This window comes from Streptomyces albicerus, assembly GCF_008905045.1.
In the GTDB taxonomy this organism is placed as follows: Bacteria; Actinomycetota; Actinomycetes; order Streptomycetales; family Streptomycetaceae; genus Streptomyces; species Streptomyces albicerus.
This window is the reverse complement of record NZ_VWMY01000013.1, coordinates 40,344-66,486: the sequence shown is the minus strand read 5'-3', so window position 1 is coordinate 66,486 and position 26,143 is coordinate 40,344. Positions and strand designations below refer to the sequence as shown.

Sequence of the window (26,143 nt, the reverse complement as noted above, 5' to 3'; positions counted from 1 at the left end):
CAGTTGACCACCACCGCATCACTGGCAACAGACGCCAATGCACCACCGGGGAGCGACCTGTGGACCACGACGTGTACAACGGCATGGCTGCCACGGAGCTGCGTGGGGCGGCCTGGCAGAAGAGCAGGCACAGCAACTCGCAGGGCTCCTGCGTGGAGTTCGCCAGGCTGCCCGGCGGCGAGGTGGCGGTGCGCAACTCGCGCTTCCCCGACGGGCCGGCCCTCGTCTACACGCGCGCCGAGATAGAGGCCATGCTCCTGGGCATCAAGGACGGCGAGTTCGACCACCTGATAGCGGGCTGACCGGCGGCCTTCCGGCTGACAGCGGGCTGACCGGCCGGCCCCCCGGGGCCACGCGGGGCGCTCGCTCTCTCCAGGAGTTCCCTTCGCGGACCGCTCACTGAAAGCGTTCGGGCGGCAGACAGAACGTAACGCGCGTAGAACCGCGGCCCGAAAAAGCGCCGCGGTTCCTCACGCCGCAGGCGGCAGCCTGAACAGCGCCCACACGACCTTGCCGTTGAGCGTGCCGGCGAGCGGATGCCACCCCCAGCTGTCCGCGAACGAGTCGACCAGGAACAGGCCGCGTCCCGACTCCGCCGAGAAGTCGTCGGAGTCGCCCGCGACAGGACTGTCGTGGCTGGGGTCGCGCACCGCGCACACGAGTCTCTCGGTCCACCGCATCAAGTGCAGCCGCACGGGCGGATCCTGATCGGCCGGCCGCGGAGTGTCCGCGGGCAGCGCGTGCCGCAGTGCGTTGGTGACGAGTTCCGAGACCACCAGACAGACATCGTCGAAGCGGTTGCCGACGTCCCACTGGTCCAGTGTGCGGCGGGTGAACTGCCGTGCGTCGCGCACCGCTTCATAGCGGGGCGGCAGGGCGCAGGAGGCGGCGTTGGACACGGCCGCGGGGTCCAGTGGCGGAAGCCCCTGCCGTAACGGCTCGAGCATGGTCGATCCATTCGTCCCCATGCGAGGCACTCCCGGGGTTCGCGGTCGTTGCGATGCAGCGGTGGCGCGAGACCATCGTTCCGAAAGCGTTCGGCAGATGCAAGGGCAGATGCACGTGCACGCGCCCGAATTGGACCTTCCCATACCGCTTCTTGGTCATTTTTTCCGCCGTCTTCCTGCCGCTTTTCTGTGTCTGGCTTGTCTTCTCCTTGCCGATTCCTGTGTGTCCTCATTGAAACCTTGCCGTTTCTGTAATCGAACGAGTACTGCTTGGAGTGATTTAGTGGCAGACTGCGGCCCTTGAGGACGGGTTGGGGAGGCGGACGAACGTGAGCGCGCAGGAGTCGGGATCGGTGGTACGGCGCATGCTGCTCGGCTCTCACCTGAGGCGGCTGCGGGAGTCGCGCGGGATCACCCGGGAGAAGGCCGGTTACTCGATCCGCGCCTCCGAATCGAAGATCAGCCGTATGGAGTTGGGCCGGGTGAGCTTCAAGACGAGAGACGTCGAGGATCTGCTGACGCTCTACGGGATCGCCGACGAGGCGGAGCGCAACTCGCTGCTCTCTCTCGCCAAGGAGGCCAACGTCGCGGGCTGGTGGCACAGTTACTCCGACGTCCTGCCCAGCTGGTTCCCGACGTACGTCGGCCTGGAGGGCGCCGCGTCCCTGATCCGCTCGTACGAAGTCCAGTTCGTGCACGGCCTGTTGCAGACCGAGGCGTACGCGCACGCGGTCGTCGCCCGTGGCATGAAGGGCTCGAGCGAGGCGGACATCGAGCGGCGTGTGGCGCTGCGCCTGGAGCGCCAGAAGTACCTGGTGTCCGAGAGCGCCCCGGAGTTCCACGTCGTACTCGACGAGGCCGCGCTCCGGCGCCCGTACGGCGACCGGAGTGTGATGCGGGGTCAGCTCCAGCACCTCATCGACGTCTCGCAGCGCCCGAACGTGCGGCTTCAGGTCATGCCGTTCAGCTTCGGCGGGCACGCGGGCGAGAGCGGAGCCTTCACGGTGCTCAGCTTCCCCGAGTCCGACCTGTCCGACGTCGTCTACCTGGAGCAGCTCACCAGCGCGCTGTATCTGGACAAGCGCGAGGACGTCGCCCAGTACGAGAAGGCGATGAAGGAACTGCAGCAGGACAGTCCGGGCCCCGACGAGAGCCGCGACTTGCTCAGGGGGCTGCTGCAACTCTCCTGAGGACCGCTCTCCTGAGGACCGCTCCAACTCCCTTGACACACCAGTACGATGACGTGTGATCAGACCGTGAAGATGATCAACCGGATGTCTGCTGCGGCAGCAAGGGATTGAGGGAGCACATGTCGTCCTACTTCACCGACCTGGCCCAGCAGTACATCGACGGCGAGTGGCGCCCGGGTACCGGCTCCTGGGACATCATCGACTTCAATCCGTACGACGGTGAGAAGCTGGCGTCGATCACGATAGCCACGGTCGACGAGGTGGATGAGGCCTACCGGGCCGCCGCCCGCGCCCAGAAGGAATGGGCCGCGACGAACCCGTACGCGCGTCGCGGGGTGTTCGAGAAGGCGCTGCGGATCATCGAGGAGCGCGAGCAGGAGATCACCGAGGCGATCATCGCGGAGCTCGGCGGTACGCATCTGAAGGCCGGCTTCGAACTGCACCTCGCCAAGGAGTTCCTGCGCGAGTCGATCAACCTGGCGCTGCGGCCCGAGGGCAAGATCATCCCTTCGCCGGTCGACGGCAAGGAGAACCGCCTCTACCTCGTCCCGGTCGGCGTCGTCGGTGTGATCAGCCCCTTCAACTTCCCGTTCCTGCTGTCGCTGAAGTCCGTGGCGCCCGCGCTGGCCCTCGGCAACGGCGTGGTCCTCAAGCCGCACCAGAACACACCGGTCGTCGGCGGTGCCCTGGTCGCCAAGGTCTTCGAGGACGCGGGCCTGCCGGCCGGTCTGCTCAACGTTGTGATCACCGACATCGCGGAGATCGGCGACGCCTTCATCGAGCACCCGATCCCGAAGGTCATCTCCTTCACCGGCTCCGACAAGGTCGGCCGCCACGTGGCCACGGTCTGCGCCTCGAACTTCAAGCGCTCCGTCCTCGAACTCGGCGGCAACAGCGCGCTGGTGGTCCTGGACGACGCGGACATCGACTACGCCGTGGACGCCGCGGTCTTCAGCCGGTACGTGCACCAGGGCCAGGTCTGCATGGCCGCGAACCGCGTTCTCGTGGACCGCTCGATCGAGGCGGAGTTCACCGAGAAGTTCGTCGCCAAGGTCAAGACGCTGAAGTCCGGCGACCCGCGCGACCCGCAGACCGTCATCGGCCCGGTCATCAACTCCTCGCAGGCGGACGCCCTTTCGAGCACCGTGGACCAGGCGATCGCCGAGGGCGCCACCGCCCTCGTGCACGGCGCCACCACCGACAACCTCGTCGAGCCGACCGTCCTGACCGGCCTGCCCGCCGACTCGGCCATCCTCCAGCAGGAGATCTTCGGCCCCGTCGCACTCCTCGTCCCGTTCGACGGCGAGGAGGAGGCCGTACGGATCGTCAACGACACCCCGTACGGACTGAGCGGCGCCGTGCACACCGCCGACGTCGAGCGCGGTGTCTCCTTCGCCAAGCAGATCGACACGGGCATGTTCCATGTGAACGACGGCACCGTGCACGACGAGCCGCTGGTCGCCTTCGGCGGCGAGAAGTCCTCGGGCATCGGCCGCCTGAACGGCGAGGCGACGGTCGAGGCGTTCACCACGCAGAAGTGGATCTCGGTGCAGCACGGGCGCAGCTTCTTCCCGTTCTGAGTCTCGTTCCGGGCGTGTTCCGGGCCGCTTCCGGACCTCCTCAGGTTTCTTCGGCTGTGGCGGACCCTTGCGGACAGAAGCTGACCGCAAGGGTGCGTAGCTTCGTGGGTGTCGAGAACGAACGGCATCCACGAAAGGCGGCTCCCATGGTCATGCACGTGCACGCAGAGGCCCACGGCGACGAGCGCGGCGCGCTGCTCGCCTTCCTGGACGAGCAGCGCGGGGGCATCCGCCGGACGCTGCTGGGTCTGACCGACGAGCAGGCCGCTACCCGTCCGAGTGCCAGCGAACTCTCCCTCTCCGGGCTGCTCAAGCACGTCGCGGAGACCGAGCAGGGCTGGCTGTCGCGGGCCCAGCAGGTGGCACCCGACGTCCAGCGCTCCGAGGAAGACTGGGGCCACAGCTTCCAGCTGACCGGCGACGAGACCGTCGAGTCGATGCTCACCTACTGGGACAAGGTCGCCCGGCAGACCGAGGACTTCATCCGGTCCGTACCCAGCCTGAACGACACCTTCCCGCTGCCCGATGCACCGTGGTTCCCGGACGACGAGGCCGTGTCGATGCGCTGGCTGATGCTCCGGCTGATCGCGGAGATGGCCCGGCACGCCGGCCACGCCGACATCATCCGCGAGTCCCTGGACGGGAAGACGGCCTTCGAGCTCATCGCCCAGGCGCAGGGCGACTCCTGGGGGTGAGGCGCCACCCGGCCCCGGGGAGGCGGGTCATACGCTGGACCGCATGTCAGCGATCCGTCTCCTCGTGCTCGGCGCCGTACGCCAGCACGGCCGGGCCCACGGCTACCAGGTGCGCAACGACCTGGAGTACTGGGGCGCACACGAGTGGTCCAACGCCAAGCCGGGCTCGATCTACCACGCGCTCAAGCAGATGGCGAAGCACGGCCTGCTGCTCGCCCACGAGATCGCGCCCTCCACGGCCGGCGGCCCGCCCCGCACGGAGTACGAGATCACGGAGAAGGGCACGGAGGAGTACTTCACGCTCCTGCGCGGATCCCTGACCGCGTACGACCAGAAGCCGGACATCCTCTCAGCCGCGCTCGGTTTCATGGTGGACCTGGAGCGCGGGGAGGCCCTCGAACTCCTCGAGGAGCGTGTGCGCTCCATCGAGGCGTGGCGCGCGGCCGTCACCGAGCACTACACGCCCGAGGACGGCCCCGAACAGCTCGGCCACATCGGCGAGATCATGAATTTCTGGGTCACCTCCGCCGACACCGGCGCCGAGTGGACCCGGGGCTTGATCGAGCGGATCAAGGATGGCGCCTACACCTTCGCGGGCGAGGGGGAGCCGTTCGTGGGAGTGCTGGTGGAGGGCGAGGAGAACCCGTACGCGACGGGGGAGAAGCATCCGGGGGATGCGAGCTGAGTCTGCGCTCGTCCCTCGTCCCTCGGCCTGAGCGGCTGCTCTGTCCGAGTGGCTCCGCGGCCTGAGTGGCTCCTCGACGGCCTGACCGACTTCTCGACTCATCAAGTTTGACTAATCGTCCTGGCGGGCATACGCTTCGTTGGTAGCTGGTAGTCAAGTTTGATTACTCGGAATGAGAGGAGCCCGATGACCGACGCGATCGTCGTCGAGGGCGTACGGAAGCGGTACGGGGACAAGCATGCGCTGGACGGACTCGACCTGACGGTCGGGCGCGGCACGGTGCACGGGGTGCTCGGGCCCAACGGCGCGGGCAAGACGACGCTGGTCCGGATCCTGTCCACCCTGCTGCGGCCCGACGAGGGCCGGGTCGAGGTGGCAGGGCACGACGTGGTGAGCGACGCGCACGAGGTGCGCTTTCGCATCGGACTGCTCGGCCAGCACGCGGCGCTCGACGAGGAACTCGGCGGACGGCAGAACCTGGAGATGTTCGGTCGCCTCTACCACCTGGGCGCCCGCCACGCGCGCGTGCGGGCCGACGAGCTCCTGGAGCGTTTCGGTCTCGCGGACACGGGCCGCAAGGCGGTCAAGGAGTACAGCGGCGGCATGCGGCGCCGCCTGGACCTCGCGGCCTCGCTCATCACGGAACCGGAGGTGCTCTTCCTGGACGAGCCGACGACGGGCCTCGACCCACGCGGCCGCGCGGAGGTGTGGGACGCGGTGCGTTCCCTGGTCGGCGGCGGCACGACCGTACTGCTGACCACGCAGTACCTGGAGGAGGCGGACCAGCTCGCCCACCGCATCTCGGTCGTCGACCAGGGGAGGGTCATCGCGGACGGCACGGCGAACGAACTGAAGGCCCTGACGGGCGGCGACCGGATCGACGTGGTGCTGCGGGACGGGGGCCAACTGGGCGCCGCGGTGGCCCTGTTGCCGCTGCCCAAACCGGAGGTCTCGGTGGACGCCGACCGGCGTCTGCTGAGCGCTCCGGTCACCGACCGCATGGGGGCGCTCTCCGGGGTCGTACGGGCCCTGGAGGAGGCCGGGATCGAGGCGGAGGACGTCGCCCTGCGGCGGCCGACGCTGGACGAGGTGTTCCTGCACCTCACCGGAGGGGACGACCGTGTTCACGACCATGTCGGGGAGGCCGTGTGACCACGTACGCGCTGAGTGATTCCTGGACCATGACCCGCCGCGAACTCGCCCACTGGGCGCGGCAGCCGGTCCAGGTCCTGGTCGCCCTGGTCTTCCCGGTGATGCTGCTGCTGATGTTCGGCTATCTGATCGGCGGTGGCCGGGGCCTCGAAGGCGACTACGTCGACTTCCTGGTGCCCGGCATGCTCGCGCTGACCATGGCCTTCGGCCTGGAGGGCACGATGCTGGCGGTCACCCAGGACCTCAACAAGGGGGTGATCGACCGCTTCCGGTCGATGCCTATGGCCAACGGAGCGGTTCTGGTGGGCCGTTCGGTCGCCGACATGCTCCAGTCGGCGCTCGGCCTGGCCGTACTGATCGGGGTCGGGTACGCGATCGGCTGGCGCGCGCACGGGGGCTTCGGGGCCTTCATGGGGGCCGTGGGGCTGCTCCTGCTGTTCCGGTTCGCGATGCTGTGGATCGGCATCCAGCTGGCGATGGTGGCCGGGAAGCCGGAGATGGTGCAGGCCGTGCAGATCCTGGTCTGGCCGGTCGGCTTCCTGTCCAATGCCTTCGCGACCCCGGAGTCCATGCCGGGCTGGCTGGGCACGGTTGTCGAGTGGAACCCGATGTCGCAGACAGCCACGGCCGTACGGGACCTGTTCGGCGGGCCGGGCGGCGAGCCGGGACACGTCTGGGCCGCGGTGGCCTGGCCGTTGGCGCTGCTGGCGGTGTTCTTCCCGCTCGCGGTACGGAGGTTCGGGGCGCTGAGCAAGTAGCTGAGCTTCGGGGCGCTGAGCATGTAGCTGAGCAAGTAGGGGCGTCGGCCGAGCGGGCCGGGGTGAGCGCGGGCTGAGCCGGTCGGGCGTCGGCGGGACGGTCGCCGGCGTCGCGGGCGCGGGAGGGCGCCGGGCGGAAGCGGATAGTCGCCCGGCGGAAGAAGTGGACAGTCGCCGAGCGGAAAAGTCGCTGCCGGGAAATGGGAACCCGATCGCGGCGAGCGGTGTACCAGAAGCAGACGCTGCGTGGGCAGCGCGCCGGGACATCGGTTCGTCGCTGATGGGGGATTCCATGGGGTGGTCGGGGTCGGGGCCGGGATCGGGGCCGAGGGGGAGGGCCGGGGTGGTCCTCGCCGCCGTGCTGGGCATGTTGGCGGTGCTGGGGGCGTGCGCCGAGGCGGATGCGGGAGGGGACGGGGCGTCACGGCCCTCGCGGTCGTCGGCCGATCCCGTTCCGGCGGGGGCGGCACCTCCCCGCATCCCTTCGGCGCCCCAGCTGCCGGGCAGCCCGGCCGGCGTCGTCTTCGCGGCGGACGGCAGCGGGTTCGCGCTCTTCGCGCAGTGCGGTGAGAAGCGCTGCCGGCAGAGCGTGGCTGTGCTGGACCAAGGCGCCGAAGCCTGGCGGCCCGTGCGCTCACCGCTGCCGGACGTGACGGGCGACCTCGGCATCACGGTGGGGCTCATGGGGCTGGGCCCCGGCCGGGCGCTGATCACCGAGGGAGTGTGGCCGCCGACGCACCGCACCTGGTTCACAGGTGACGGCGGGCGCACCTGGCGGACCGGGTCCGAGAAGCCGTCGGGGACGATTCCAGTGGTGCCCGAGGGAGGGGCGCTGGTCCGGGAGTGCGTGGAGGTGCTGGAGGACAACAGCTACTGTGCGCGGGCCCGGCTGCTCGTCGTGATGCCCGACACCGGGGAGTTCCGGGTGCTGGCCACGCAGCCGATGCTCAAGGGCGTGGTGGGTCCGGCGGGGGAGGTCGCCCTCACGGACAGCGGAACCGAAGGCGGCAAGGAGAGCGGGTCCGCTCCTCCGGCGAGCGGGACGGCGAGGACGCTGCTCTTCGCCTCCGCCGAGGAGCAGGGATCGGGCGTGCCGCTGCTCGCCGCCAGCGAGGACCGGGGCCGCACCTGGAGGACGACTCCGCTGCCTGGGGCCGATCCGGGATCGTCCGTGCGCGTGACAGCGGCGGGAGGCACGCTGTATGCCGTGCAGACGGGCGAGTTGCCCGAGGACGAGACCGTGAAGAACGGACTGCAGACCATCCACCGCAGCGCCGACGCCGGCCACACCTGGCAGCGGATCTGGAAGCACCGCAAAGGCGTGGAACCGCGCTCCCTCGTCGGAGACCTGGTGCCTGCCGCCGACGGGAGCCTCACCGTCCACGGCCAGGACGGCCTTTGGCGCAGCACAGACGGCGCCCGTACGTTCGAGCGGGCCAGCAGCGGTGCGCGATACCCCGTGGGCGCGGTGAGCGTGACCCCACTCGGCTTCCTGGGGACGGACAGTTTCGGAAACGGGAGCTTCCGGATATCCGCCGACGGCATCCACTGGCACTCGTTCGAGCTGGGGGACGGAGACTGACGGCGGGGGTCTACGCCGAGTCCAGGTGGCCTGACGCCTCAGTGATGGAACCCGGTCGCCGCCTCCTTGTCCCGCGTCAGCGGATAAGGCTGTCGGCGCAGTTCGGGCAGCAGCCGGTCCAGGTCCTCCACGAACAGCTGGGCGAGGTCGGCCGAGAATCCGTTGCGGCACACCACCCGCAGCACGGACAGGTCCTCCCGGTTCGCGGGGAAGGTGTACGCGGGCAGCAGCCAGCCCCGCTCACGCATGCGCCGGGACACGTCGAAGACGTCGTACGCGGTGACGTGCGGAGCGGTCGTAAAGGCAAATACCGGCAACTGATCGCCCCGGGTGAGGAGATGGAAGTCGCCGAGCGCCTCGATCCGCTCGGCGAGTTCCTGGGCGACATCCCTCGTTGCCCGCTGCACGACCCGGTAGCCTTCGCGGCCCAGCCGCAGGAATGTGTAGTACTGCGCCACGACCTGCGCCCCCGGCCGGGAGAAGTTGAGCGCGAAGGTCGGCATGTCGCCGCCCAAGTAGTTGACGCGGAAGACCAGTTCGTCCGGCAGCTCGGCGGCCGAGCGCCACAGCGCCCAGCCCACTCCCGGGTAGACCAGGCCGTATTTGTGTCCCGAGGTGTTGATGGAGGCGACGCGCGGCAGCCGGAAGTCCCAGACCAGGTCCTCGTCGAGGAAGGGAGCGACCATCGCACCGGAGGCGCCGTCCACATGGACCGGGATGTCCAGCCCCGTGCGCGACTGCAACGCGTCGAGCGCGGCGCAGAGTTCGGCGATCGGTTCGTACGACCCGTCGAAGGTGGAACCGAGGATGCCGACGACGCCGATGGTGTTCTCGTCGCACAGCTCGGCGGCGGCCTGCGGATCGAGGTGGAACCGGTCGCCCTCCATGGGCACTTGGCGCGCCTCGACCTCCCAGAAGTTGCAGAACTTCTCCCAGCAGACCTGCACATTGACGCCCATGACGAGATTGGGGCGGGCCCCCGGATACCGGTCGGCATTGCGCTGGGCCCAGCGCCGCTTGAGCGCCATACCCGCGAGCATGCACGCCTCGCTGGACCCCGTCGTCGAACAGCCCACAGCGGCCGCCGGATCCGGCGCGTTCCACAGATCGGCGAGCATCGCCACACACCGCCGCTCCAGCTCGGCCGTGCGCGGATACTCGTCCTTGTCGATCATGTTCTTGTCCCGGCACTCGCCCATCAGCACCCCGGCCTGCGGCTCCATCCAGGTGGTGACGAAGGTGGCGAGGTTGAGGCGGGAGTTGCCGTCCAGCATCAGTTCGTCGTGCACGAGCTGATATGCGGTGGTGGGTGGCAGCGGCCCGTCCGGCAGCCGGTGCTGGGGCGGGGCCTCGGTCATACCGCCGACCGGATTCGCCTCCCCGTAGAAGGGGTTGACGGCCGACGGACGCTCGTCGGGCTTCTCGGGGCCGGTGTGGAGCGGCATGGTGCCTCCGGGTCGGTGGGGTCGTCGGGTCTCCGGCGGGGGGATCGGGTTTCCATGGTGGGCCACCACCCCGTCATAAGCGGGTAAAACCGACACGGCGCCCGGTGAATTCGGGCTTGCACCTCACGTGGCGTGAGGGCTCAGCCTGAGGTGCGTACCGAAAAGGAGGGAGCGGAGGCGATGAGCTACTCCGTGGGACAGGTCGCCGGTTTCGCCGGGGTGACGGTGCGGACGCTGCACCACTACGACGAGATCGAGCTGCTCGTACCGAGCGAGCGCAGCCACGCGGGCCACCGGCGTTACAGCGACGTCGACCTCGACCGGCTGCAGCAGATCCTGTTCTACCGGGAGCTCGGCTTTCCGCTCGACGAGGTCGCGGCCCTGCTCGACGACCCGGAGGCGGACCCGCGCGCGCATCTGCGCCGCCAGCACGAGCTGCTGACCGCCCGGATCGAGAAGCTGCAGAAGATGGCCGCGGCCGTGGAGCACGCCATGGAGGCACGCAAGATGGGCATCAACCTCACGCCCGAGGAGAAGTTCGAGGTCTTCGGGGAGTACGACCCGGACCAGTACGAGGAGGAGGCCCGGCGCCGCTGGGGCGACGGCGAACCGTACCGGGAGTCCCAGCGCAGGGCCGCCACGTACACGAAGGAGGACTGGCTGCGGATCAAGGCCGAGGGCAACGGGAACACCAACGCCTTCGCCGCGCTCATGGACGCCGGCGTCGCCCCGGACTCCGAGTCGGCGATGGAACTCGCCGAGCAGCACCGGCAGCAGATCAGCCGGAACTTCTACGACTGCACGTACGAGATCCACACCGGCCTCGGCGAGATGTATGTCGCCGACGAGCGGTTCGCATCCACCTTCGAGCAGATCAGGCCCGGCCTCGCGGCCTATCTGCGCGTGGCGTTCCTTGCGAACGCCGCGCGGCACGGAGCCTGATGGTGAAGCATGTCGGTAAGGGGTGCCTGCCCTGGCGGGCACCCCTTACCGGGTTACCGCTCTACTCCTTGACCAGCACCACGGCTGTGCCGTACGCGCACACCTCCGTGCCCACGTCCGCGGCCTCGGTCACGTCGAAGCGGAACATCAGCACACCGTTGGCGCCCCGCACCCGGGCCTGCTCGACGAGCCGTTCCATCGCCTGGTTGCGGGTCTCCACCAGCGTCTTGGTGAGGCCCTTCAACTCGCCGCCGATCATCGACTTCAGGCCCGCGCCGATCTGGCTGCCGAGGTGCCGGGACCGCACGGTCAGCCCGAAGACCTCACCGATGACCTGCTCGATCCGGTAGCCGGGCACGTCGTTCGTCGTCACGACCAGCACATCCGACTGAGGGCCTTGGCCGCCCCCGTACTCTTCGATTCCCATGGCTCACAGCTTTGTCCCAGTCGGGGCACAGTGCATCCTGTAGGAGTCGGTGGAACCTGGTCACTTCATGCTGCGTTGATAACTTTGGTCGGCTACACCTTCGCCCGACGCCGTATCCACCACCCCTCAGGAGTCCGGAACCGTGACAACGACGCTTGCCCTCGGTCCAAGCTGGTTGGATCCGGACTACCTGCTCGACTCGTTCGGGATCTGGGGGCTGCTCCTGATCGTCTTCGCCGAGTCGGGCCTGCTCATCGGCTTCTTCCTGCCGGGCGACTCCCTGCTGTTCACGGCGGGTCTGCTGATCACGTCGGACCAGCTGGACTTCCCGCTGTGGGCGGCCGTCGTCCTGATCTGTATCGCCGCGATCCTCGGCGACCAGGCGGGCTACATGTTCGGCAAGAAGGTCGGCCCGGCGCTCTTCACCCGCCCGGACTCACGCCTCTTCAAACAGGAGAACGTGGTCAAGGCCCACGAGTTCTTCGAGAAGTACGGCCCGAAGTCGCTGGTGCTGGCCCGTTTCGTGCCCATCGTGCGCACGTTCACGCCGATCATCGCCGGCGTCAGCGGCATGAAGTACCGCTCGTTCCTCACGTTCAACGTCATCGGCGGCATCCTCTGGGGCGCGGGCGTCACGCTGCTCGGCTCCTGGCTCGGCAAGATCGACTTCGTCAACAAGCACATCGAGTCGATCCTGATCCTGATCGTCCTCCTCTCGGTGGTCCCGATCATCATCGAGTTCATGCGGGCCCGGAGTAAGTCCAAGAAGAACCCGCCGCAGACCCCGGCGGCCCACGCCCCCCCGACGGCCCCCGTCATGGACGACCAGACGACCCAACTGCGCCGCGTACCGCCGGCCCACCAGGACGACCAGAACCAGCACTACGGCAACAACGGCCACGGCCAGCAGTACCAGCAACAGCCCTACGCCTCGGACCAGCCCTACCCCTCGGACCAGCCCTACGGTTCGGACCAGCCCTACGGCTACCCGCAGGACCAGTACGCCCAGCAGTACCCCCAGGGCTATCCGCAGGGCCAGCAGTACCCCCAGCAGGGCCAGTACCCCCAGGGCCAGAACCAGCAGTACCCGCAGCAGAACCAGGGCTACCCGTACGGCCAGGACTATCCGCAGAACTGACCGACTCAGGCCAACCGGAACTCGCCCCCGAAAGGGGCGCGGGGCTGTGACATTTGCGGCTCCGCCGCGTGGGCGCGATCAGCCACAACTGACCGGCACTCGGCCACGAGACCGTAGCCACCCACGATCTCAGCCGCCCACGAACGAACCCGTACCTCAGAACCCGCGCGTCCGCTTGGCCGCGCGGCGCCCCGCCGAGCTGGTCGCTCCCGGTAGCCGCAGGAACATGCGGGAGATCTCGGACCCCAGGTTCACGCCGATCGCGATCGCCATCGCGAGGGCGGCGGCCTTGGTGAGGGACACCAGCCCCGCGTCGACGTCGTTCTGGGCGATCGCGAGCAGCCCGAAGTACGTGGCCGAACCGGGCAGCAGCGGCCCGATCGCGGCGGTCGTGAACGGGAGCGCGGACGCGAACCGGTAGCGCGACAGGAGCTGCCCGAACAGGCCCACCAGACCGGCGGCGACGGCCGTCGAGGCGACCGGCGAGATCCCGCCCGCGTAGTGCATCGCCCCGTACACGCTCCACGCCACCCCGCCGTTGAGGGTCACGATCAGCACGGTGGATCGTTCCTGCTGGAGCAGCACCGCGAAGGCGAGCGTCAGCAGCATCGACGCGGCGATCTGCAGCACCGGCCGCTCGGCGAACAGCAGCGCCGCGTCCGGATTCAGCTCGACGCCCAGCTTCACACCGAAGTACAAGGCCACGAGGACACCGATGACGACGCCCACGAAGAGGTACATGACCTCCAGGAGGCGGGCCGCCGCGGTGATGTAGTAGCCGGTCAGACCGTCCTGCACGCCCGCCACCAGCGCCCGCCCGGGCATCAGCGCGAAGAGACCACCGGTGATCACCGCGGACGCGCGCACGTCGACGTCCGCGAGCGTGAGCGCGACCCCGATCGCGGCGGGCGGCATCGCGGCCACCGTGAACTGGTAGAACTCCGGAAGTCCGCGCCCCGAGCACAGCCACGCCAGCCGGTCGCCCAGCAGCGCGCCGAGGGCGGCCGCCACGAAGACGACCAGTCCACCGCCGACGAGCATGGAGGCTCCGCCCGCGAGGAGGCCGGAGGCCCCGCTCAGCACCCAGCCGTTGTACGGGTGCCGGTTGCGGCGGATCTCCGCGAGCCGCCGGTAGGCCTCCTCCAGGGAGACCTCGGTCTCGTCGTCGCTGATGTCGTCGACGAGCCGGAACACGGCTGAGAGCCGCGTGTAGTCGGTTCCCCGGCGGCGTACGGTCCGCGAGGCGGTCACCGGATCGTCGACCAGCGACGGCTGGTACGAGATGGAAAGCAGCGTGAAGGTGACGTTCGGCTCGCAGCGGTCCAGGCCGTACGAGCGGCAGACGGCGAACATCGCCGCCTCCACGTCCTCGGCGCCTTCTCCGCCCGCGAGCAGCAACTCCCCGATACGCAGGGTCAGGTCGAGCACGCGCGGGACGGCCGGACCCTCGTCCTCCGTCTTCTGCACGGTCTCGGGCACGGGCCGCTCGGCGACCGGCATACGCAGCATCGTGCGCATCCGGTCCTGCCAGGGAACGTCCTTGGTGAGGTTGACCTGCGGTATCCCCATCGGCGGGGTGAACGTGGGGGCGCGATACGTCCGTGGGGTATTGAAGGCCGAGCCCTCGGGCTCCGTCGTCGGCGGCTCGGGCGGCGCGAGCCCCTCGGGAATCGCGAACTCCGACGTCGTCTGCGATTCGTCCTCCAGCGCCGGGGCCACACCTGGCGGTGGCTGGAAAGCGCTCCTCGCCTCGTCCGACTGCGGCTTGCGGTCTTCCGCCTCCGGCTCCGTCACCAGCTACTCCCGACTCGCACCTCCAGTACGCCTCAGTATGCGCACTGACAGACGAACGGGCCGCGCCACCCAGTAGGATCGCACGGCCCGCAGGTCACAGAGGCTCAGTGACCGCCCGTCTCCTTGAAGCGCTTGTACGACCGCTCGATCTCGGCCTCGGCGTCCGTGCGGCCCACCCAGTTGGCACCCTCGACGGACTTGCCGGGCTCCAGGTCCTTGTAGACCTCGAAGAAGTGCTGGATCTCCAGGCGGTCGAACTCCGACACGTGGTGGATGTCCCGCAGGTGCTCCACGCGCGGGTCGTGCGCCGGCACGCACAGCAGCTTGTCGTCGCCGCCGGCCTCGTCCGTCATACGGAACATGCCGATCGTGCGGCACTGGATGAGGCAGCCGGGGAAGGTCGGCTCGTCCAGGATGACGAGGGCGTCCAGCGGGTCGCCGTCCTCGCCGAGGGTGTTCTCGACGAAGCCGTAGTCGGCCGGGTAGCTGGTCGAGGTGAAGAGGCGACGGTCCAGGCGGATCCGACCGGTCTCGTGGTCCACCTCGTACTTGTTCCGCGAACCCTTCGGAATCTCGATCGTGACGTCGAACTCCACCGGTGGCTCCTCCATGATCAGCACATAGTTCTGGTGGTTAAGTGTCCCTCACGCAGGTGTGTGATCGCGAAAGGGGCTGGTGGTCGTGCCAGAGCTGAAGGCTTGGCGGGCCGCGAGACCGCATGTGGTGCGGGTCGCGCGATCCGTGAGACCTCAACTCGTACGGGCCGTGGGAGCAGTGAAGCCACCGCTCGTCCGGGCTGCGGGAGCCGTGAAGCCGCTGGTCACGCGGCCGTCGACCGTGCAGTTCACGGCGGGCTCCGCCACCCTCGGACTCGTCGTGGCGGCCACCGTGGTCACTGCGGCCGGGCCCTGGGACTCCACCGGTCAGCGTACGGCGGAGCGCGACTGGGCCGCATCGCGGGAGCGCGCAGGTGGCGCAGATCACGGTCATGTGTCCGGTACATCCGGAAAGGCGCCGGCGCCCGCACCCAGCGCGGCGTCCGTGCTCACCGGACTGGGCCGGTCCGTCGGTTCCGGTCCGTCGCCCACGGAGAAGGCCCTCGCCGACGTCCTCGGGCCGCTCCTGGGCGACGCCTCGCTGGGCTCCGAACGTTCGGCCGCCGTCGTCGACATGACCACCGGCAAGCGCCTGTACGGCAAGGGCGCGGACGACGCGCTGACGCCGGCCTCCACCACGAAGATCGCCACGGCCGTCGCGGTCCTCTCCGCGGCGGGCGCCGACCACCGCATCGCGACGCGTACGGCCCTCGAACCCGACACCGGGGAGCTCGTCCTCGTCGGCGGCGGCGACCCCACGCTGACCGCCCGCAAGGACGCGGCCGGCAACGCGAGTCTGCGCACCCTCGCCGACGACACCGCCCGCGCCCTCAAGGCCCGCAAGACCGCCGAGGTGACGCTCTCGTACGACACCTCGCTGTACGAGGGCTCCGCCGCGCACCCCATCGGCCCAGACAACGGCAACCTCGCCCCGGTCACCGCCCTGATGGCCGACGAGGGCCGCCTCGACGACTCCTCCAGCGGCACCGCGGACCGCAGCGAGGACCCGGCGGCCGACGCGGCGAGGAAGTTCGCGGACCTGCTGAAGGACCGCGGCATCAAGACCACAACCCCCGGCCCCTCCAAGGCGACCGACCGCGCCAAGCCCCTCGCCACCGTCGAGTCACCGCCCCTGTCCGCCCTGGTCGAGCGCATGCTGACCAACAGCGACAACGACATCGCCGAGGCCCTGGCCCGCCAGACCGCCCTCGCCTCCGGCGAACAGGCGAGCTTCAAGGGCGGCTCCGCGGGAATCCGTAAGCAGCTGAAGAAGCTCGGCCTGCCCCTGAAGGGCGTCGAGTTCGCGGACGGCAGCGGTCTGAACCGCGCCGACAAGCTCACCGCGGACCTGCTCACCGCTCTGCTCGCCAAGGCAGCCGACCCCGCCCACCCGGACCTCCGCCCGGCCCTCACCGGCCTCCCGGTGGCCGGTTTCACCGGCACCCTCAGCAAGCGTTACGCCGACCAGCCCGGCACCGGAGTCGTACGCGCCAAGACGGGCACCCTGACCGGCGTACACACCCTGGCAGGCACGGTCGTCGACACCGACGGCCGCCTCCTCGCCTTCGCCTTCCTGACCTCCTCCAACCGCCCCATGGACCCAACGGCGACCCAGCAGACCCTGGACCGCCTGGCATCAACACTGGCGTCCTGCGGCTGCAACTGAGCATGCGGGGGCGCGCCCCGTAAGGGGCGCCCCGCTCAGGGGCGCGGGGAACTGCGCGATCAGCCACACTCGACCCGCACTTTCTCCACAAGGGAACCCCCCACGACCCCACTCCCTGCCCCAAGCGGCAGCGCTCACGTACGGTTGACGCATGACGAGCATCGGTGGTGCGGAGATGGTCGACTGGAATCTCGCGGTGGCGACCGCGACCCGGCTCGTAAGGCCGGGCCCAGAGGTGAGTCGCGACGAGGCCAGGGCCGTCGTCGCCGAGCTGCGCCGACACGCCAAGGCTTCGGAGGAGCACGTCCGCGGCTTCACGCGGATGGGCGGCGACGACCTCCACGACACTCCCATCCTCGTCGTCGACCGCCCGGGCTGGGTCCGGGCGAACGTCGCGGGGTTCCGGGAGATCCTCAAACCGCTGCTCGACAAGATGCAGGAACGTCGCGGCAGCACTCCGGGCGGAGCCGTTCTCGGCGCCGTCGGCGGCAAGGTCACCGGCGTCGAGCTGGGCATGCTGCTGTCCTTCCTGGCCTCCAGGGTCCTCGGCCAGTACGAGACCTTCGCCCCGGCCACGCGGGAACTCCCGGCCGGTGAGAACGGCGGCGGCAGGCTCCTCCTCGTCGCGCCGAACATCGTGCACGTGGAGCGCGAGCTCGACGTCCAGCCCCATGACTTCCGGCTCTGGGTCTGCCTCCACGAGGAGACCCACCGCACGCAGTTCACGGCCGTGCCCTGGCTGCGCGACCACCTCGAGGGCGAAATCCAGTCTTTCTTGGGGGAGACCGAGGTCGACCCCATGACCGTCCTGGAGCGCATCCGCGAGGCCGCCCAGTCCCTCGCGGGCGGCCGTCCCGAGGGCGAGGAGGGCGACGACGCGCGGTCCATCGTCGAGATCGTGCAGACCCCCGCCCAGCGCGAAATCCTCGGCCGGCTGACGGCCGTGATGTCCCTCCTGGAGGGTCACGCCGACTTCGTGATGGACGGCGTCGGCCCCGCCGTGGTCCCGTCCGTCGCCGAGATCCGCGAGAAATTCCAGCAGCGGCGCGCCCGCGGCGCCTCCCGCCTCGACCTGGCCCTGCGCAAGCTGCTCGGCCTCGACGCCAAGCTGCGCCAGTACCGCGACGGGGAGCGGTTCGTACGCGCGGTCGTGGACCAGGTGGGCATGGACGGCTTCAACCGCGTGTGGACCTCGCCGAACACGCTCCCCACCAAGACGGAGATCGCCAAACCGGCGGACTGGGTCGCGCGGGTGCACCGTAAGGCAGAGTCGTGAAACGAATCCGGCCGACGGCAGGTGAACGCCCCTCCAATCACCCGTCCGAGGGACCGTGAGCGATGGGTAGGCGTGCAATGCTCGGGGAACGGCCCGGTTCTGTCACCATCTACACACTCTGAGTGACCGAACCTCGGGCTCACCCCCCGACAATTTCATGAAGGGAACCGGACATGGGTCCCCATCCTGCGGTCGCGGCGATACGCCTGGCGGTCCGCCGCGTGCTCCACGACCTCCTCACCGACCACACCCCCGCCTCTGACGAGACCTCGCACGAGACGCCTGGTCCGACCTCGCACGAGCTGCCGCCCCCGCCGCTCGTGCTCGTCGCGTGCTCCGGCGGCGCCGACTCCATGGCGCTCGCCTCCGCCCTCGCCTTCGAAGCTCCCAAACTCGGCATCCGCGCCGGCGGCATCACCGTGGACCACGGTCTGCAGCCCGGCTCCGACCTGCGCGCCGCCGAGGTCGTGCTGCGCCTCACCGACCTGGGGCTGACCCCTGCCGAGTCCGTCGCCGTCACCGTCGGCCGCGACGGAGGCCCTGAAGCCGCCGCCCGCGACGCCCGCTACGCCGCCCTGGACGCCGCGGCCGAGCGCCACGGCGCCGCCGCGATCCTGCTCGGCCACACCCGCGACGACCAAGCCGAAACCGTCCTGCTCGGCCTGGCCCGCGGCTCCGGCATCCGCTCCCTGTCCGGAATGGCCGCGGTCTCGGGGGCCGACGGCCGTTACCGCCGCCCCTTCCTCCACCTCGACCGGCAGACCGCCCGCAAGGCCTGCATGGTCCAGTCCCTGCCCGTCTGGGACGACCCCCACAACGCCGACCCGGCGTACACCCGCTCCCGGCTGCGCCACGAGGGCCTGCCCGCCCTGGAGAAGGCGCTCGGCAAGGGCGTCGTCGAAGCCCTCGCCCGTACGGCCCAGCTGTCCCGTGACGACGCCGACGCCCTCGACGCGTGGGCCGGCCAGGCCGAGGCCTCCGTACGCGACGCCGCCGGCCTCCTGGAGTGCGCCAAGCTGTACGCCCTGCCGCCCGCCGTGCGGCGCCGGATCCTGCGCCGCGCCGCCATCGAGGCCGGGGCGCCCGCCGGTTCGCTGTTCGCCCGGCACATCGAAGAGGTCGACCGGCTGATCACCGGCTGGCGCGGTCAGGGAGCCATCAATCTCCCGGGCAAAGTCGTCGCCCAGCGGCAGGGTGGCAGACTGGTGATTCGGCAAGGCTGAAAAAGGGTCCCCCCTTTGGGGACCGACTCCCTCGAAGGGCAACCCCTTCGGGGAGCGGCTCCTCTTCGAGGAGGGCCGGGAAGCAGCCGGTGGGACGACCGAAAGTGATGCGGGTGGACGCGAAAGACCTGGGCACCGACCTCAAGTCGGTGCTCATCACCAAGGAAGAGATCGACGCGAAGCTGGCCGAGCTGGCCGCGAAGATCGACGCGGAGTACGCGGGCAAGGACCTGCTGATCGTCGGTGTCCTGAAAGGCGCCGTGATGGTCATGGCGGACCTGGCGCGTGCCCTGTCCACCCCCGTCACCATGGACTGGATGGCCGTGTCCTCGTACGGCGCGGGCACCCAGTCCTCCGGAGTGGTGCGGATCCTCAAGGACCTCGACACCGACATCAAGGGCAAGCACGTCCTGATCGTCGAGGACATCATCGACTCCGGGCTCACGCTGTCCTGGCTGATCTCCAACCTCGGTTCCCGCGAGCCCGCCTCCCTCAAGGTGTGCACGCTGCTGCGCAAGCCCGAGGCGGCCAAGGTCGCGATCGACGTGGAGTGGGTCGGCTTCGACATCCCCAATGAGTTTGTCATCGGGTACGGCCTCGACTACGCGGAGAAGTACCGGAACCTTCCGTTCGTCGGTACGCTCGCGCCCCACGTCTACGGCGGCTGAGGCACCCTTGGAGGGCAGCGGCTCGCGAGCAGGGGACCAACCCCTGTAGGACGACCGGGAACCCCAGCGGGTTTCGCGCCGTTGGAGCATGCGTAGACGGGTTTGTCAGCCGGACCGTGCGGCTTCGGGTGACAATGCTGGGGTACCGTCCGAAGAACAGTCTTATCAAACTCACTATGGCAGGAGGGACGGGGCGGCACCGCTCCGTATGGATGGACGTGAAGCGATACTTCCGTGGGCCGGTCATGTGGATCGTGCTGGCCGTCCTTGCCGTGGTCGTGTTGATGCAGGTCGTCGGCTCGTCCGGCGGCTACAAGACGGTGGACACCGGCCAGGTCGTCCAGGCGATCAGTGACAACAAGGTCCAGCAGGCCAAGCTCACCACCGGCGACGAGCAGATCATCAAGGTCGAGCTCAAGGACGGCGAAAAGATCGAGGGCAGCTCGAAGATCCAGGCGAGCTACATCGGTGACCAGGGTGTGACCCTGGCCAACACCCTCCAGAACAAGTACGAGGACAAGCAGATCGCGGACGGCTACACGGTCTCGCCGACCAAGCAGAACGCTTTCGTCGGCATCCTGCTGTCCCTGCTCCCCTTCGTCCTCATCGTCGTCGTCTTCCTGTTCCTGATGAACCAGATGCAGGGTGGCGGCTCCCGGGTCATGAACTTCGGGAAGTCCAAGGCGAAGCTCATCACCAAGGACACCCCGAAGACGACGTTCTCGGACGTCGCAGGCTCGGACGAGGCGGTCGAGGAGCTCCACGAGATCAAGGAGTTCCTCCAGGAGCCGGCGAAGTTCCAGGCCGTCGGGGCGAAGATCCCCAAGGGCGTGCTCCTCTACGGGCCTCCCGGTACGGGCAAGACGCTGCTCGCGCGCGCTGTCGCGGGCGAGGCGGGCGTCCCCTTCTACTCGATCTCGGGTTCCGACTTCGTCGAGATGTTCGTCGGTGTCGGTGCCTCCCGAGTCCGTGACCTGTTCGAGCAGGCCAAGGCGAACGCTCCGGCGATCGTCTTCGTCGACGAGATCGACGCGGTCGGCCGCCATCGCGGCGCCGGCCTCGGCGGTGGTCACGACGAGCGCGAGCAGACGCTGAACCAGCTGCTCGTCGAGATGGACGGCTTCGACGTCAAGGGCGGTGTGATTCTCATCGCCGCCACGAACCGTCCGGACATCCTCGACCCGGCCCTCCTGCGCCCCGGCCGCTTCGACCGCCAGATCGCGGTCGACCGCCCGGACATGCAGGGCCGTCTGGAGATCCTCAAGGTTCACCAGAAGGGCAAGCCGGTCGCGCCGGACGTCGATCTGTCCGCAGTGGCGCGTCGTACGCCGGGCTTCACCGGCGCCGACCTGTCGAACGTGCTGAACGAAGCGGCGCTGCTCACCGCGCGCAGCAACCAGAAGCTGATCGACAACCACATGCTGGACGAGGCGATCGACCGTGTGGTCGCGGGCCCGCAGAAGCGGACCCGGATCATGTCGGACAAGGAGAAGAAGATCACCGCGTACCACGAGGGCGGACACGCCCTGGTCGCGGCGGCCTCGCCGAACTCCGACCCGGTCCACAAGATCACGATCCTCTCCAGAGGCCGTGCTCTGGGCTACACGATGGTCCTGCCCGACGAGGACAAGTACTCCACGACGCGCAACGAAATGCTCGACCAGCTGGCGTACATGCTGGGCGGGCGCGCGGCCGAGGAACTCGTCTTCCACGACCCGACCACGGGTGCTGCGAACGACATCGAGAAGGCCACAACGACGGCCCGCGCGATGGTCACGCAGTACGGCATGACCGAGCGTCTCGGCGCGATCAAGTTCGGCGGCGACAACACCGAGCCGTTCCTCGGACGTGAGATGGCTCACCAGCGCGACTACTCGGAAGAGGTCGCGGCGCTCGTCGACGAAGAGGTCAAGAAGCTCATCGAGACCGCGCACAACGAGGCGTGGGAGATCCTGGTCGAGAACCGCGACGTCCTGGACAACCTGGTCCTCGCGCTGCTCGAGAAGGAGACGCTGAACAAGGAGCAGATCGCCGAGATCTTCGCCCCGATCGTCAAGCGTCCGGCCCGCCCCGCGTGGACCGGCTCCTCCCGCCGCACGCCGTCCACCCGCCCGCCGGTGCTCTCCCCCAAGGAGCTGTCACTGACGAACGGGACGAACGGCGCGACCCCGGCGATCACGGCGAACGCCAGCACCACCTCGGCCGAGCCGCTCCCGGTGACCGAGACGGCCCCCGAGGACCGCTCCGAGAGCTGACCACGGAGGCCCCACCAGGCCCGGAATGAATGCCGCGCCCCCCAGGTCTTAGCCTGGGGGGCGCGGCATCTTCGTATGCCGTCTGCGAGACGCGTGGTGCATACGCGTAGTGCATACGCGTGTGAGGCACAGAAACGAGGCACCAGATGACCGACCCCGTGACACTGGACGGCGAGGGCACGATCGGCGTGTTCGACGAGAAGCGCGCCGAGAACGCCGTACGAGAGTTGCTGATCGCGGTCGGCGAGGACCCGGACCGGGAAGGGCTCAGGGAGACCCCCGGCCGCGTGGCCCGGGCCTACAGGGAGATCTTCGCGGGGCTGTGGCAGACGCCCGAGGAGGTCCTGACGACGACGTTCGATCTCGGCCACGACGAGATGGTCCTGGTGAAGGACATCGAGGTGTTCTCGACCTGCGAACACCATCTGGTGCCGTTCAGGGGCGTCGCGCACGTCGGCTACATCCCCAGTACCACCGGCAAGATCACGGGGCTGTCCAAGCTGGCCCGGCTCGTGGACGTCTACGCCCGGCGGCCGCAGGTGCAGGAACGACTCACCACGCAGATCGCCGACTCGCTGATGGAGATCCTGGAGCCGCGCGGTGTGATCGTCGTGGTCGAGTGCGAGCACATGTGCATGTCGATGCGCGGCATCCGCAAGCCGGGGGCGAAGACCATAACGTCGGCCGTTCGCGGGCAGTTGCGGGATGCGGCGACCCGTAATGAGGCCATGAGCCTCATCATGGCTCGATAGCGCTTATTGGCTTCGGGCCGTCGGTCGCGTTCGCGGGTGCGCCGTTGGGGGTGCAGTGCTTCGGCGGGTGCGGGTTGGGTGTGGCTGGTTGGGTGGCTGGTCGCGCCCACGCGGCGGAGCCGCAAATGTCACAGCCCCGCGCCCCTGAAAGCGGGGCTGCGCCCCGCCTCAGGCCGCGGAGGCCGTCCCGCCGTTCGTGTCGTCGTCCTCCGGGAGTTTGCAGACGCGCTCCAGGAAGAAGGCGGCCGCTATGACGGCGATGCCTGCCAGGACGGAGAAGCCGGCGTAGATGGCCTGGTCGCGGCGGGCGGGGATGTCGAGGGACTCCAGGAGGAAGGCGCCCGTGCCGCCGTACATGCCGGCGACGAGGGCGGCGACCAGGGCGCTGGCCTGGCCGAAGACCACCGCGCGGGCGGCCATCAGGGGGTCAACGCCCTTGGCGCCGGGGCGGCGCTCGCGCTGGGCCTTCAGCCGGGCCCTGAGGGAGAGCGCCGTGGCCAGGAGGACCACGGCGATCAGGGCGAGGACGATGGGGGCGGCCAGGGGGACCCGAGGGAGCGTGCCCACCGAGTTCCACAGGCGGGCGCCCGCCCAGGACAGCACCCCGGCGATGACGAACACCACGGCCAGCGTCCTGATGCGCAGCTCTTTCACATTGCCCCTTCGGTCAACCCGCCTGTGTGCGTCTCCGACCCGCGTGTGTGCGTTTCGACCTTAACGACTACTCGGGCAGCCGGAGTTCCAGGTCGGCGCGGGGCGCGACACCTTCCCGGGGGACGGCGGCGAGCAGCTGCGCCACGGGGCCGCGGCCGGGCAGCTGGGCCTCGGGCTCCACGTCGTACCAAGGGGCGAGGACGAAGGCGCGCTCATGTGCGCGCGGGTGGGGGAGGGTCAGGACCGGGTCGTCGGAGACGACGTCGGCGTACGCCACGATGTCCACGTCGATCGTGCGCGGGCCCCACCGTCCGTCCCGTACGCGGTGGAAGGCCTCCTCGACCGCGTGCGCCCGCTCCAGGAGCGAGGAGGGCGGGAGGGTCGTCCTCAGGACGATCACCGCGTTGAAGTACGTCGGCTGGCTGCCCGGCTCCACGCCCCACGGCTCCGTCTCGTACACCGGAGAGACCGCTTTGACGCGGACGCCCGGGGTGTCCTCCATCGCGTCGATGGCGCCCTGGAGGGTCTCCAGGCGGTTGCCGAGATTCGAGCCCAGGGAGAGCACGGCGCGCCTGGGGTTCTGCAGGGTCGTGTCGGCGGCGTCCACACGCTCCACCACGGAGGCGGGCACCGGCTGTACGGTCGGGTCGCTCTGGCCCTCGGTGAACGCGGTCATACTCGGCTCCGGGTGATGGTGACGGTCACGTCGTCGAAGGGGACCGTGATCGGGGCGTCCGGCTTGTGGACGCACACCTCGATCTCCCGGACCCCGTCGTGCTTCAGACACGTCTGGGCGATGCGCTCCGCGAGCGTCTCGATGAGGTTCACCGGCTCGCCCTCGACGACGGCCACGACCTCCTCGGCCACGATGCCGTAGTGCACGGTCTTCGTGAGGTCGTCGTCGGCCGCCGCCTGCCGGGTGTCCAGGCCCAGCGTGAGGTCCACGATGAAGGTCTGGCCCTCTTCGCGTTCCTTGGGAAAGACACCGTGGTGCCCGCGGGCCCTGAGGCCGCGCAGCGCGACACGATCCACGCGAATCACTCCTGCAATCGTCGGTAACGGCGGGCTCTCCCGAGTGCGGTCGGCACACCAGCCTCAGTCGAATCTACCTGCGAGCACTGACAGCGCTCGCCCGCAGGGGCCTCGGCCCAGGTGGGGGCCAGGAGGGTTCATCGAGTGTTTTCCTGGGGGAACGCGGCGGCTCACGGGCTGGTAGCCGCCCATACCCAGGGGCCGGTGATCTCAACCCATGCTTGGCCCCTACCCACTCAGGCGGGCGAGTCGTCGTCCTCTTCCTCGCCGGATTCGGCCAGTACGGGAGAGGCGTGGTGCGACCAGAGTTTCCAGCCGTCGGGTGTGCGGCGGAACACATTCGTGGCGACGACGAGCTGTCCCACGAGCGGCCCGAGTTCGTCGCTGTCGTCCGGCGAGGGGCCGCCGCTGAGGATGTTCTCCGTACACGTCACCAGGGCGGTGTCGCCGGTGACCGAAACGTGTACATCGGTCAGGAAGAACTGGATGTACTCGGTGTTCGCCATGATCAGCGCATACGACCTCAGGACCTCGCCGCGGCCGTTGAGGACCGGCCAGCCGGGGTGGACGCAGGAGACCTCGCCGGCCTGTGCGGGGTCGTGGTACCCCTCGTCGTGGCCCAGGTCGGACGGGGTCAGCCAGAGCGACGACAGCGCCTCGAAGTCGCCCCGCTCCATCGCCTCGTAGAAGGCGGTGTTGGCGAGTTCGACCTGCTCGACGTCCGTGTGGGGGGCGCTCACCGGTCTCCCTCTGCGATCCGGGCGCCTTCCACGGCCCGGGCGACCCGGACGGCGTCGGCCGTGGCCCGCACCTCGTGGACGCGGACGGCCCACGCGCCCTGATGGGCGGCGAGCGCGGAGACGGCGGCGGTGGCGGCGTCACGCTCCCGGGCGGGCGGCGGGGCGCCCTCCGGCCCGGCCAGTACGCGGCCGAGGAAGCGCTTGCGGGAAGCCGCCACCAGCAGGGGGTGGCCGAGCTCGCGGAGACGGTCGAGGTGGGCGAGCAGGGTCAGGTCGTGCTCGGCCTCCTTGGAGAAGCCGAGGCCCGGGTCGACGACGACACGGTCCGCGGTGATGCCGCCCGCCAGAACAGCCTCCACGCGCGCGTGGAGCTCGTCGACCACTTCGGAGACGACGTCCTCGTACGACCCTCGTACGTTGCCGCCCTCGAGGAAGCCGCGCCAGTGCATGACCACGAAGGGGGCGCCCGCGGCGGCGACGACCGGGATCATCGCCGGGTCGGCGAGGCCGCCGCTCACGTCGTTGACGAGGGCGGCGCCCGCGGCGAGCGAGCGCTCGGCGACCGAGGCGCGCATCGTGTCCACGGAGACGGTGACGCCTTCGGAGGCGAGGCCGCGGACGACCGGGATGACGCGCTTGAGCTCTTCGGCCTCGTCGACGCGGGTGGCGCCGGGGCGGGTGGACTCGCCGCCCACGTCGACCAGGTCCGCGCCTTCCGTGACCAGGTCGAGGCCGTGCTTGACGGCGGCCGTCGTGTCGAACCAGCGGCCGCCGTCCGAGAAGGAGTCGGGGGTCACGTTCACGACCCCCATGACCGCGCACCGGTCCCACACCGGAAGCCCGGTCACTTGGCCTCGCCCGCTCTTCTTGCTCATACGTCCAGCCTAGGCCCCCGGGGGTTGGCGGTTGGTCGCGCTCGGTGGGTGGGGGCTCGTCCTGTCCGGCG

The 26,143-nt window shown here is 69.4% G+C and carries 26 protein-coding genes; 16 read left to right on the top strand and 10 right to left on the bottom strand.

Annotated elements, in window-relative coordinates; translation table 11 throughout:
* The first annotated feature begins 83 nt into the window (after positions 1-83).
* A complete protein-coding gene (locus GAS53_RS13185) occupies positions 84-302 on the top strand; it encodes a DUF397 domain-containing protein (RefSeq protein WP_151477816.1) in 219 nt (72 codons plus the stop codon).
* 168 nt (positions 303-470) lie between these two features.
* On the opposite strand, the gene GAS53_RS13180 is transcribed toward GAS53_RS13185, so the two are convergent.
* On the bottom strand, positions 471-968 hold the full coding sequence (locus GAS53_RS13180; RefSeq protein ID WP_192583088.1) for an ATP-binding protein: 498 nt from the start codon (positions 966-968) through the stop codon (positions 471-473).
* 344 nt (positions 969-1,312) lie between these two features.
* Between GAS53_RS13180 and GAS53_RS13170 the strand changes: the two genes are divergently transcribed.
* The 7 genes from GAS53_RS13170 to GAS53_RS13140 all read left to right on the top strand — a co-directional run bounded on the left by GAS53_RS13170 (position 1,313) and on the right by GAS53_RS13140 (position 8,589).
* A complete protein-coding gene (locus GAS53_RS13170) occupies positions 1,313-2,137 on the top strand; it encodes a helix-turn-helix domain-containing protein (protein WP_151477814.1) in 825 nt (274 codons plus the stop codon).
* 119 nt (positions 2,138-2,256) lie between these two features.
* Positions 2,257-3,717 carry an aldehyde dehydrogenase family protein gene (locus tag GAS53_RS13165; protein ID WP_151477708.1) on the top strand — a complete coding sequence of 487 codons (1,461 nt, stop codon included), beginning with the start codon at positions 2,257-2,259 and terminating at the stop codon, positions 3,715-3,717.
* Between the two features lie 146 nt (positions 3,718-3,863).
* Positions 3,864-4,412: a DinB family protein gene (locus GAS53_RS13160; protein ID WP_151477707.1), complete on the top strand. Its 549-nt coding sequence runs from the start codon at positions 3,864-3,866 to the stop codon at positions 4,410-4,412.
* A 43-nt stretch (positions 4,413-4,455) separates the two neighbouring features.
* A complete protein-coding gene (locus GAS53_RS13155; protein ID WP_151477706.1) occupies positions 4,456-5,097 on the top strand; it encodes a PadR family transcriptional regulator in 642 nt (213 codons plus the stop codon).
* A 186-nt stretch (positions 5,098-5,283) separates the two neighbouring features.
* Positions 5,284-6,249 (top strand): ATP-binding cassette domain-containing protein, encoded by a 966-nt coding sequence (locus GAS53_RS13150; protein WP_151477705.1) that lies wholly within the window; start codon positions 5,284-5,286, stop codon positions 6,247-6,249.
* Positions 6,246-7,007, top strand: coding sequence for an ABC transporter permease (locus GAS53_RS13145; protein ID WP_225858894.1), 762 nt, complete (start codon positions 6,246-6,248; stop codon positions 7,005-7,007). Before GAS53_RS13150 ends, GAS53_RS13145 begins: the two co-directional genes overlap by 4 nt.
* Before the next feature lie 343 nt (positions 7,008-7,350).
* Complete coding sequence (locus tag GAS53_RS13140; protein WP_151477704.1) at positions 7,351-8,589, top strand: WD40/YVTN/BNR-like repeat-containing protein; 1,239 nt, start codon at positions 7,351-7,353, stop codon at positions 8,587-8,589.
* A gap of 38 nt (positions 8,590-8,627) precedes the next feature.
* On the opposite strand, the gene GAS53_RS13135 is transcribed toward GAS53_RS13140, so the two are convergent.
* Entirely contained in the window at positions 8,628-10,034 is a 1,407-nt protein-coding gene (locus GAS53_RS13135) for a glutamate decarboxylase (RefSeq protein ID WP_151477703.1), read from the bottom strand.
* A gap of 180 nt (positions 10,035-10,214) precedes the next feature.
* Here GAS53_RS13135 and GAS53_RS13130 point away from each other — a divergent pair, with 180 nt between their 5' ends.
* Positions 10,215-10,976: a MerR family transcriptional regulator gene (locus GAS53_RS13130; RefSeq protein ID WP_151477702.1), complete on the top strand. Its 762-nt coding sequence runs from the start codon at positions 10,215-10,217 to the stop codon at positions 10,974-10,976.
* A 61-nt stretch (positions 10,977-11,037) separates the two neighbouring features.
* Here the strand turns inward: GAS53_RS13130 and GAS53_RS13125 are convergent, their stop codons facing one another.
* Entirely contained in the window at positions 11,038-11,403 is a 366-nt protein-coding gene (locus GAS53_RS13125) for a YbjQ family protein (protein WP_151477701.1), read from the bottom strand.
* Between the two features lie 142 nt (positions 11,404-11,545).
* Here GAS53_RS13125 and GAS53_RS13120 point away from each other — a divergent pair, with 142 nt between their 5' ends.
* Complete coding sequence (locus GAS53_RS13120) at positions 11,546-12,541, top strand: DedA family protein (RefSeq protein WP_151477700.1); 996 nt, start codon at positions 11,546-11,548, stop codon at positions 12,539-12,541.
* 156 nt (positions 12,542-12,697) lie between these two features.
* Here the strand turns inward: GAS53_RS13120 and GAS53_RS13115 are convergent, their stop codons facing one another.
* Together GAS53_RS13115 and GAS53_RS13110 are read right to left on the bottom strand one after the other, a co-directional pair.
* Positions 12,698-14,335 (bottom strand): threonine/serine exporter family protein, encoded by a 1,638-nt coding sequence (locus tag GAS53_RS13115; RefSeq protein ID WP_151477699.1) that lies wholly within the window; start codon positions 14,333-14,335, stop codon positions 12,698-12,700.
* A gap of 104 nt (positions 14,336-14,439) precedes the next feature.
* Entirely contained in the window at positions 14,440-14,931 is a 492-nt protein-coding gene (locus tag GAS53_RS13110) for an inorganic diphosphatase (protein WP_033321679.1), read from the bottom strand.
* 79 nt (positions 14,932-15,010) lie between these two features.
* Here GAS53_RS13110 and dacB point away from each other — a divergent pair, with 79 nt between their 5' ends.
* The 6 genes from dacB (at position 15,011) to folE (ending at position 22,771) form a co-directional block, all read left to right on the top strand.
* Positions 15,011-16,597: a D-alanyl-D-alanine carboxypeptidase/D-alanyl-D-alanine endopeptidase gene (dacB, locus tag GAS53_RS13105; RefSeq protein WP_151477698.1), complete on the top strand. Its 1,587-nt coding sequence runs from the start codon at positions 15,011-15,013 to the stop codon at positions 16,595-16,597.
* A 151-nt stretch (positions 16,598-16,748) separates the two neighbouring features.
* On the top strand, positions 16,749-17,873 hold the full coding sequence (locus GAS53_RS13100; protein ID WP_151477697.1) for a zinc-dependent metalloprotease: 1,125 nt from the start codon (positions 16,749-16,751) through the stop codon (positions 17,871-17,873).
* A 173-nt stretch (positions 17,874-18,046) separates the two neighbouring features.
* Positions 18,047-19,096 carry a tRNA lysidine(34) synthetase TilS gene (gene tilS, locus GAS53_RS13095; protein ID WP_151477696.1) on the top strand — a complete coding sequence of 350 codons (1,050 nt, stop codon included), beginning with the start codon at positions 18,047-18,049 and terminating at the stop codon, positions 19,094-19,096.
* Positions 19,097-19,203: 107 nt separating this feature from the next.
* Positions 19,204-19,764 carry a hypoxanthine phosphoribosyltransferase gene (hpt, locus tag GAS53_RS13090; RefSeq protein ID WP_151477812.1) on the top strand — a complete coding sequence of 187 codons (561 nt, stop codon included), beginning with the start codon at positions 19,204-19,206 and terminating at the stop codon, positions 19,762-19,764.
* Positions 19,765-19,976: 212 nt separating this feature from the next.
* Positions 19,977-22,019 (top strand): ATP-dependent zinc metalloprotease FtsH, encoded by a 2,043-nt coding sequence (ftsH, locus tag GAS53_RS13085; RefSeq protein WP_151477811.1) that lies wholly within the window; start codon positions 19,977-19,979, stop codon positions 22,017-22,019.
* Positions 22,020-22,165: 146 nt separating this feature from the next.
* Entirely contained in the window at positions 22,166-22,771 is a 606-nt protein-coding gene (gene folE, locus GAS53_RS13080) for a GTP cyclohydrolase I FolE (protein ID WP_151477695.1), read from the top strand.
* A gap of 168 nt (positions 22,772-22,939) precedes the next feature.
* On the opposite strand, the gene GAS53_RS13075 is transcribed toward folE, so the two are convergent.
* The 5 genes from GAS53_RS13075 to folP all read right to left on the bottom strand — a co-directional run bounded on the left by GAS53_RS13075 (position 22,940) and on the right by folP (position 26,072).
* Positions 22,940-23,425 (bottom strand): DUF3180 domain-containing protein, encoded by a 486-nt coding sequence (locus GAS53_RS13075; RefSeq protein WP_151477694.1) that lies wholly within the window; start codon positions 23,423-23,425, stop codon positions 22,940-22,942.
* Between the two features lie 67 nt (positions 23,426-23,492).
* Entirely contained in the window at positions 23,493-24,101 is a 609-nt protein-coding gene (folK, locus tag GAS53_RS13070) for a 2-amino-4-hydroxy-6-hydroxymethyldihydropteridine diphosphokinase (RefSeq protein WP_151477693.1), read from the bottom strand.
* Positions 24,098-24,457 (bottom strand): dihydroneopterin aldolase, encoded by a 360-nt coding sequence (gene folB, locus GAS53_RS13065; protein WP_151477692.1) that lies wholly within the window; start codon positions 24,455-24,457, stop codon positions 24,098-24,100. Before folB ends, folK begins: the two co-directional genes overlap by 4 nt.
* Positions 24,458-24,693: 236 nt before the next feature.
* Positions 24,694-25,197 (bottom strand): nuclear transport factor 2 family protein, encoded by a 504-nt coding sequence (locus GAS53_RS13060; RefSeq protein WP_151477691.1) that lies wholly within the window; start codon positions 25,195-25,197, stop codon positions 24,694-24,696.
* Complete coding sequence (gene folP / locus GAS53_RS13055; protein WP_151477690.1) at positions 25,194-26,072, bottom strand: dihydropteroate synthase; 879 nt, start codon at positions 26,070-26,072, stop codon at positions 25,194-25,196. The genes GAS53_RS13060 and folP overlap by 4 nt, the downstream gene beginning before the upstream one ends.
* Between the last annotated feature and the right edge of the window lie 71 nt (positions 26,073-26,143).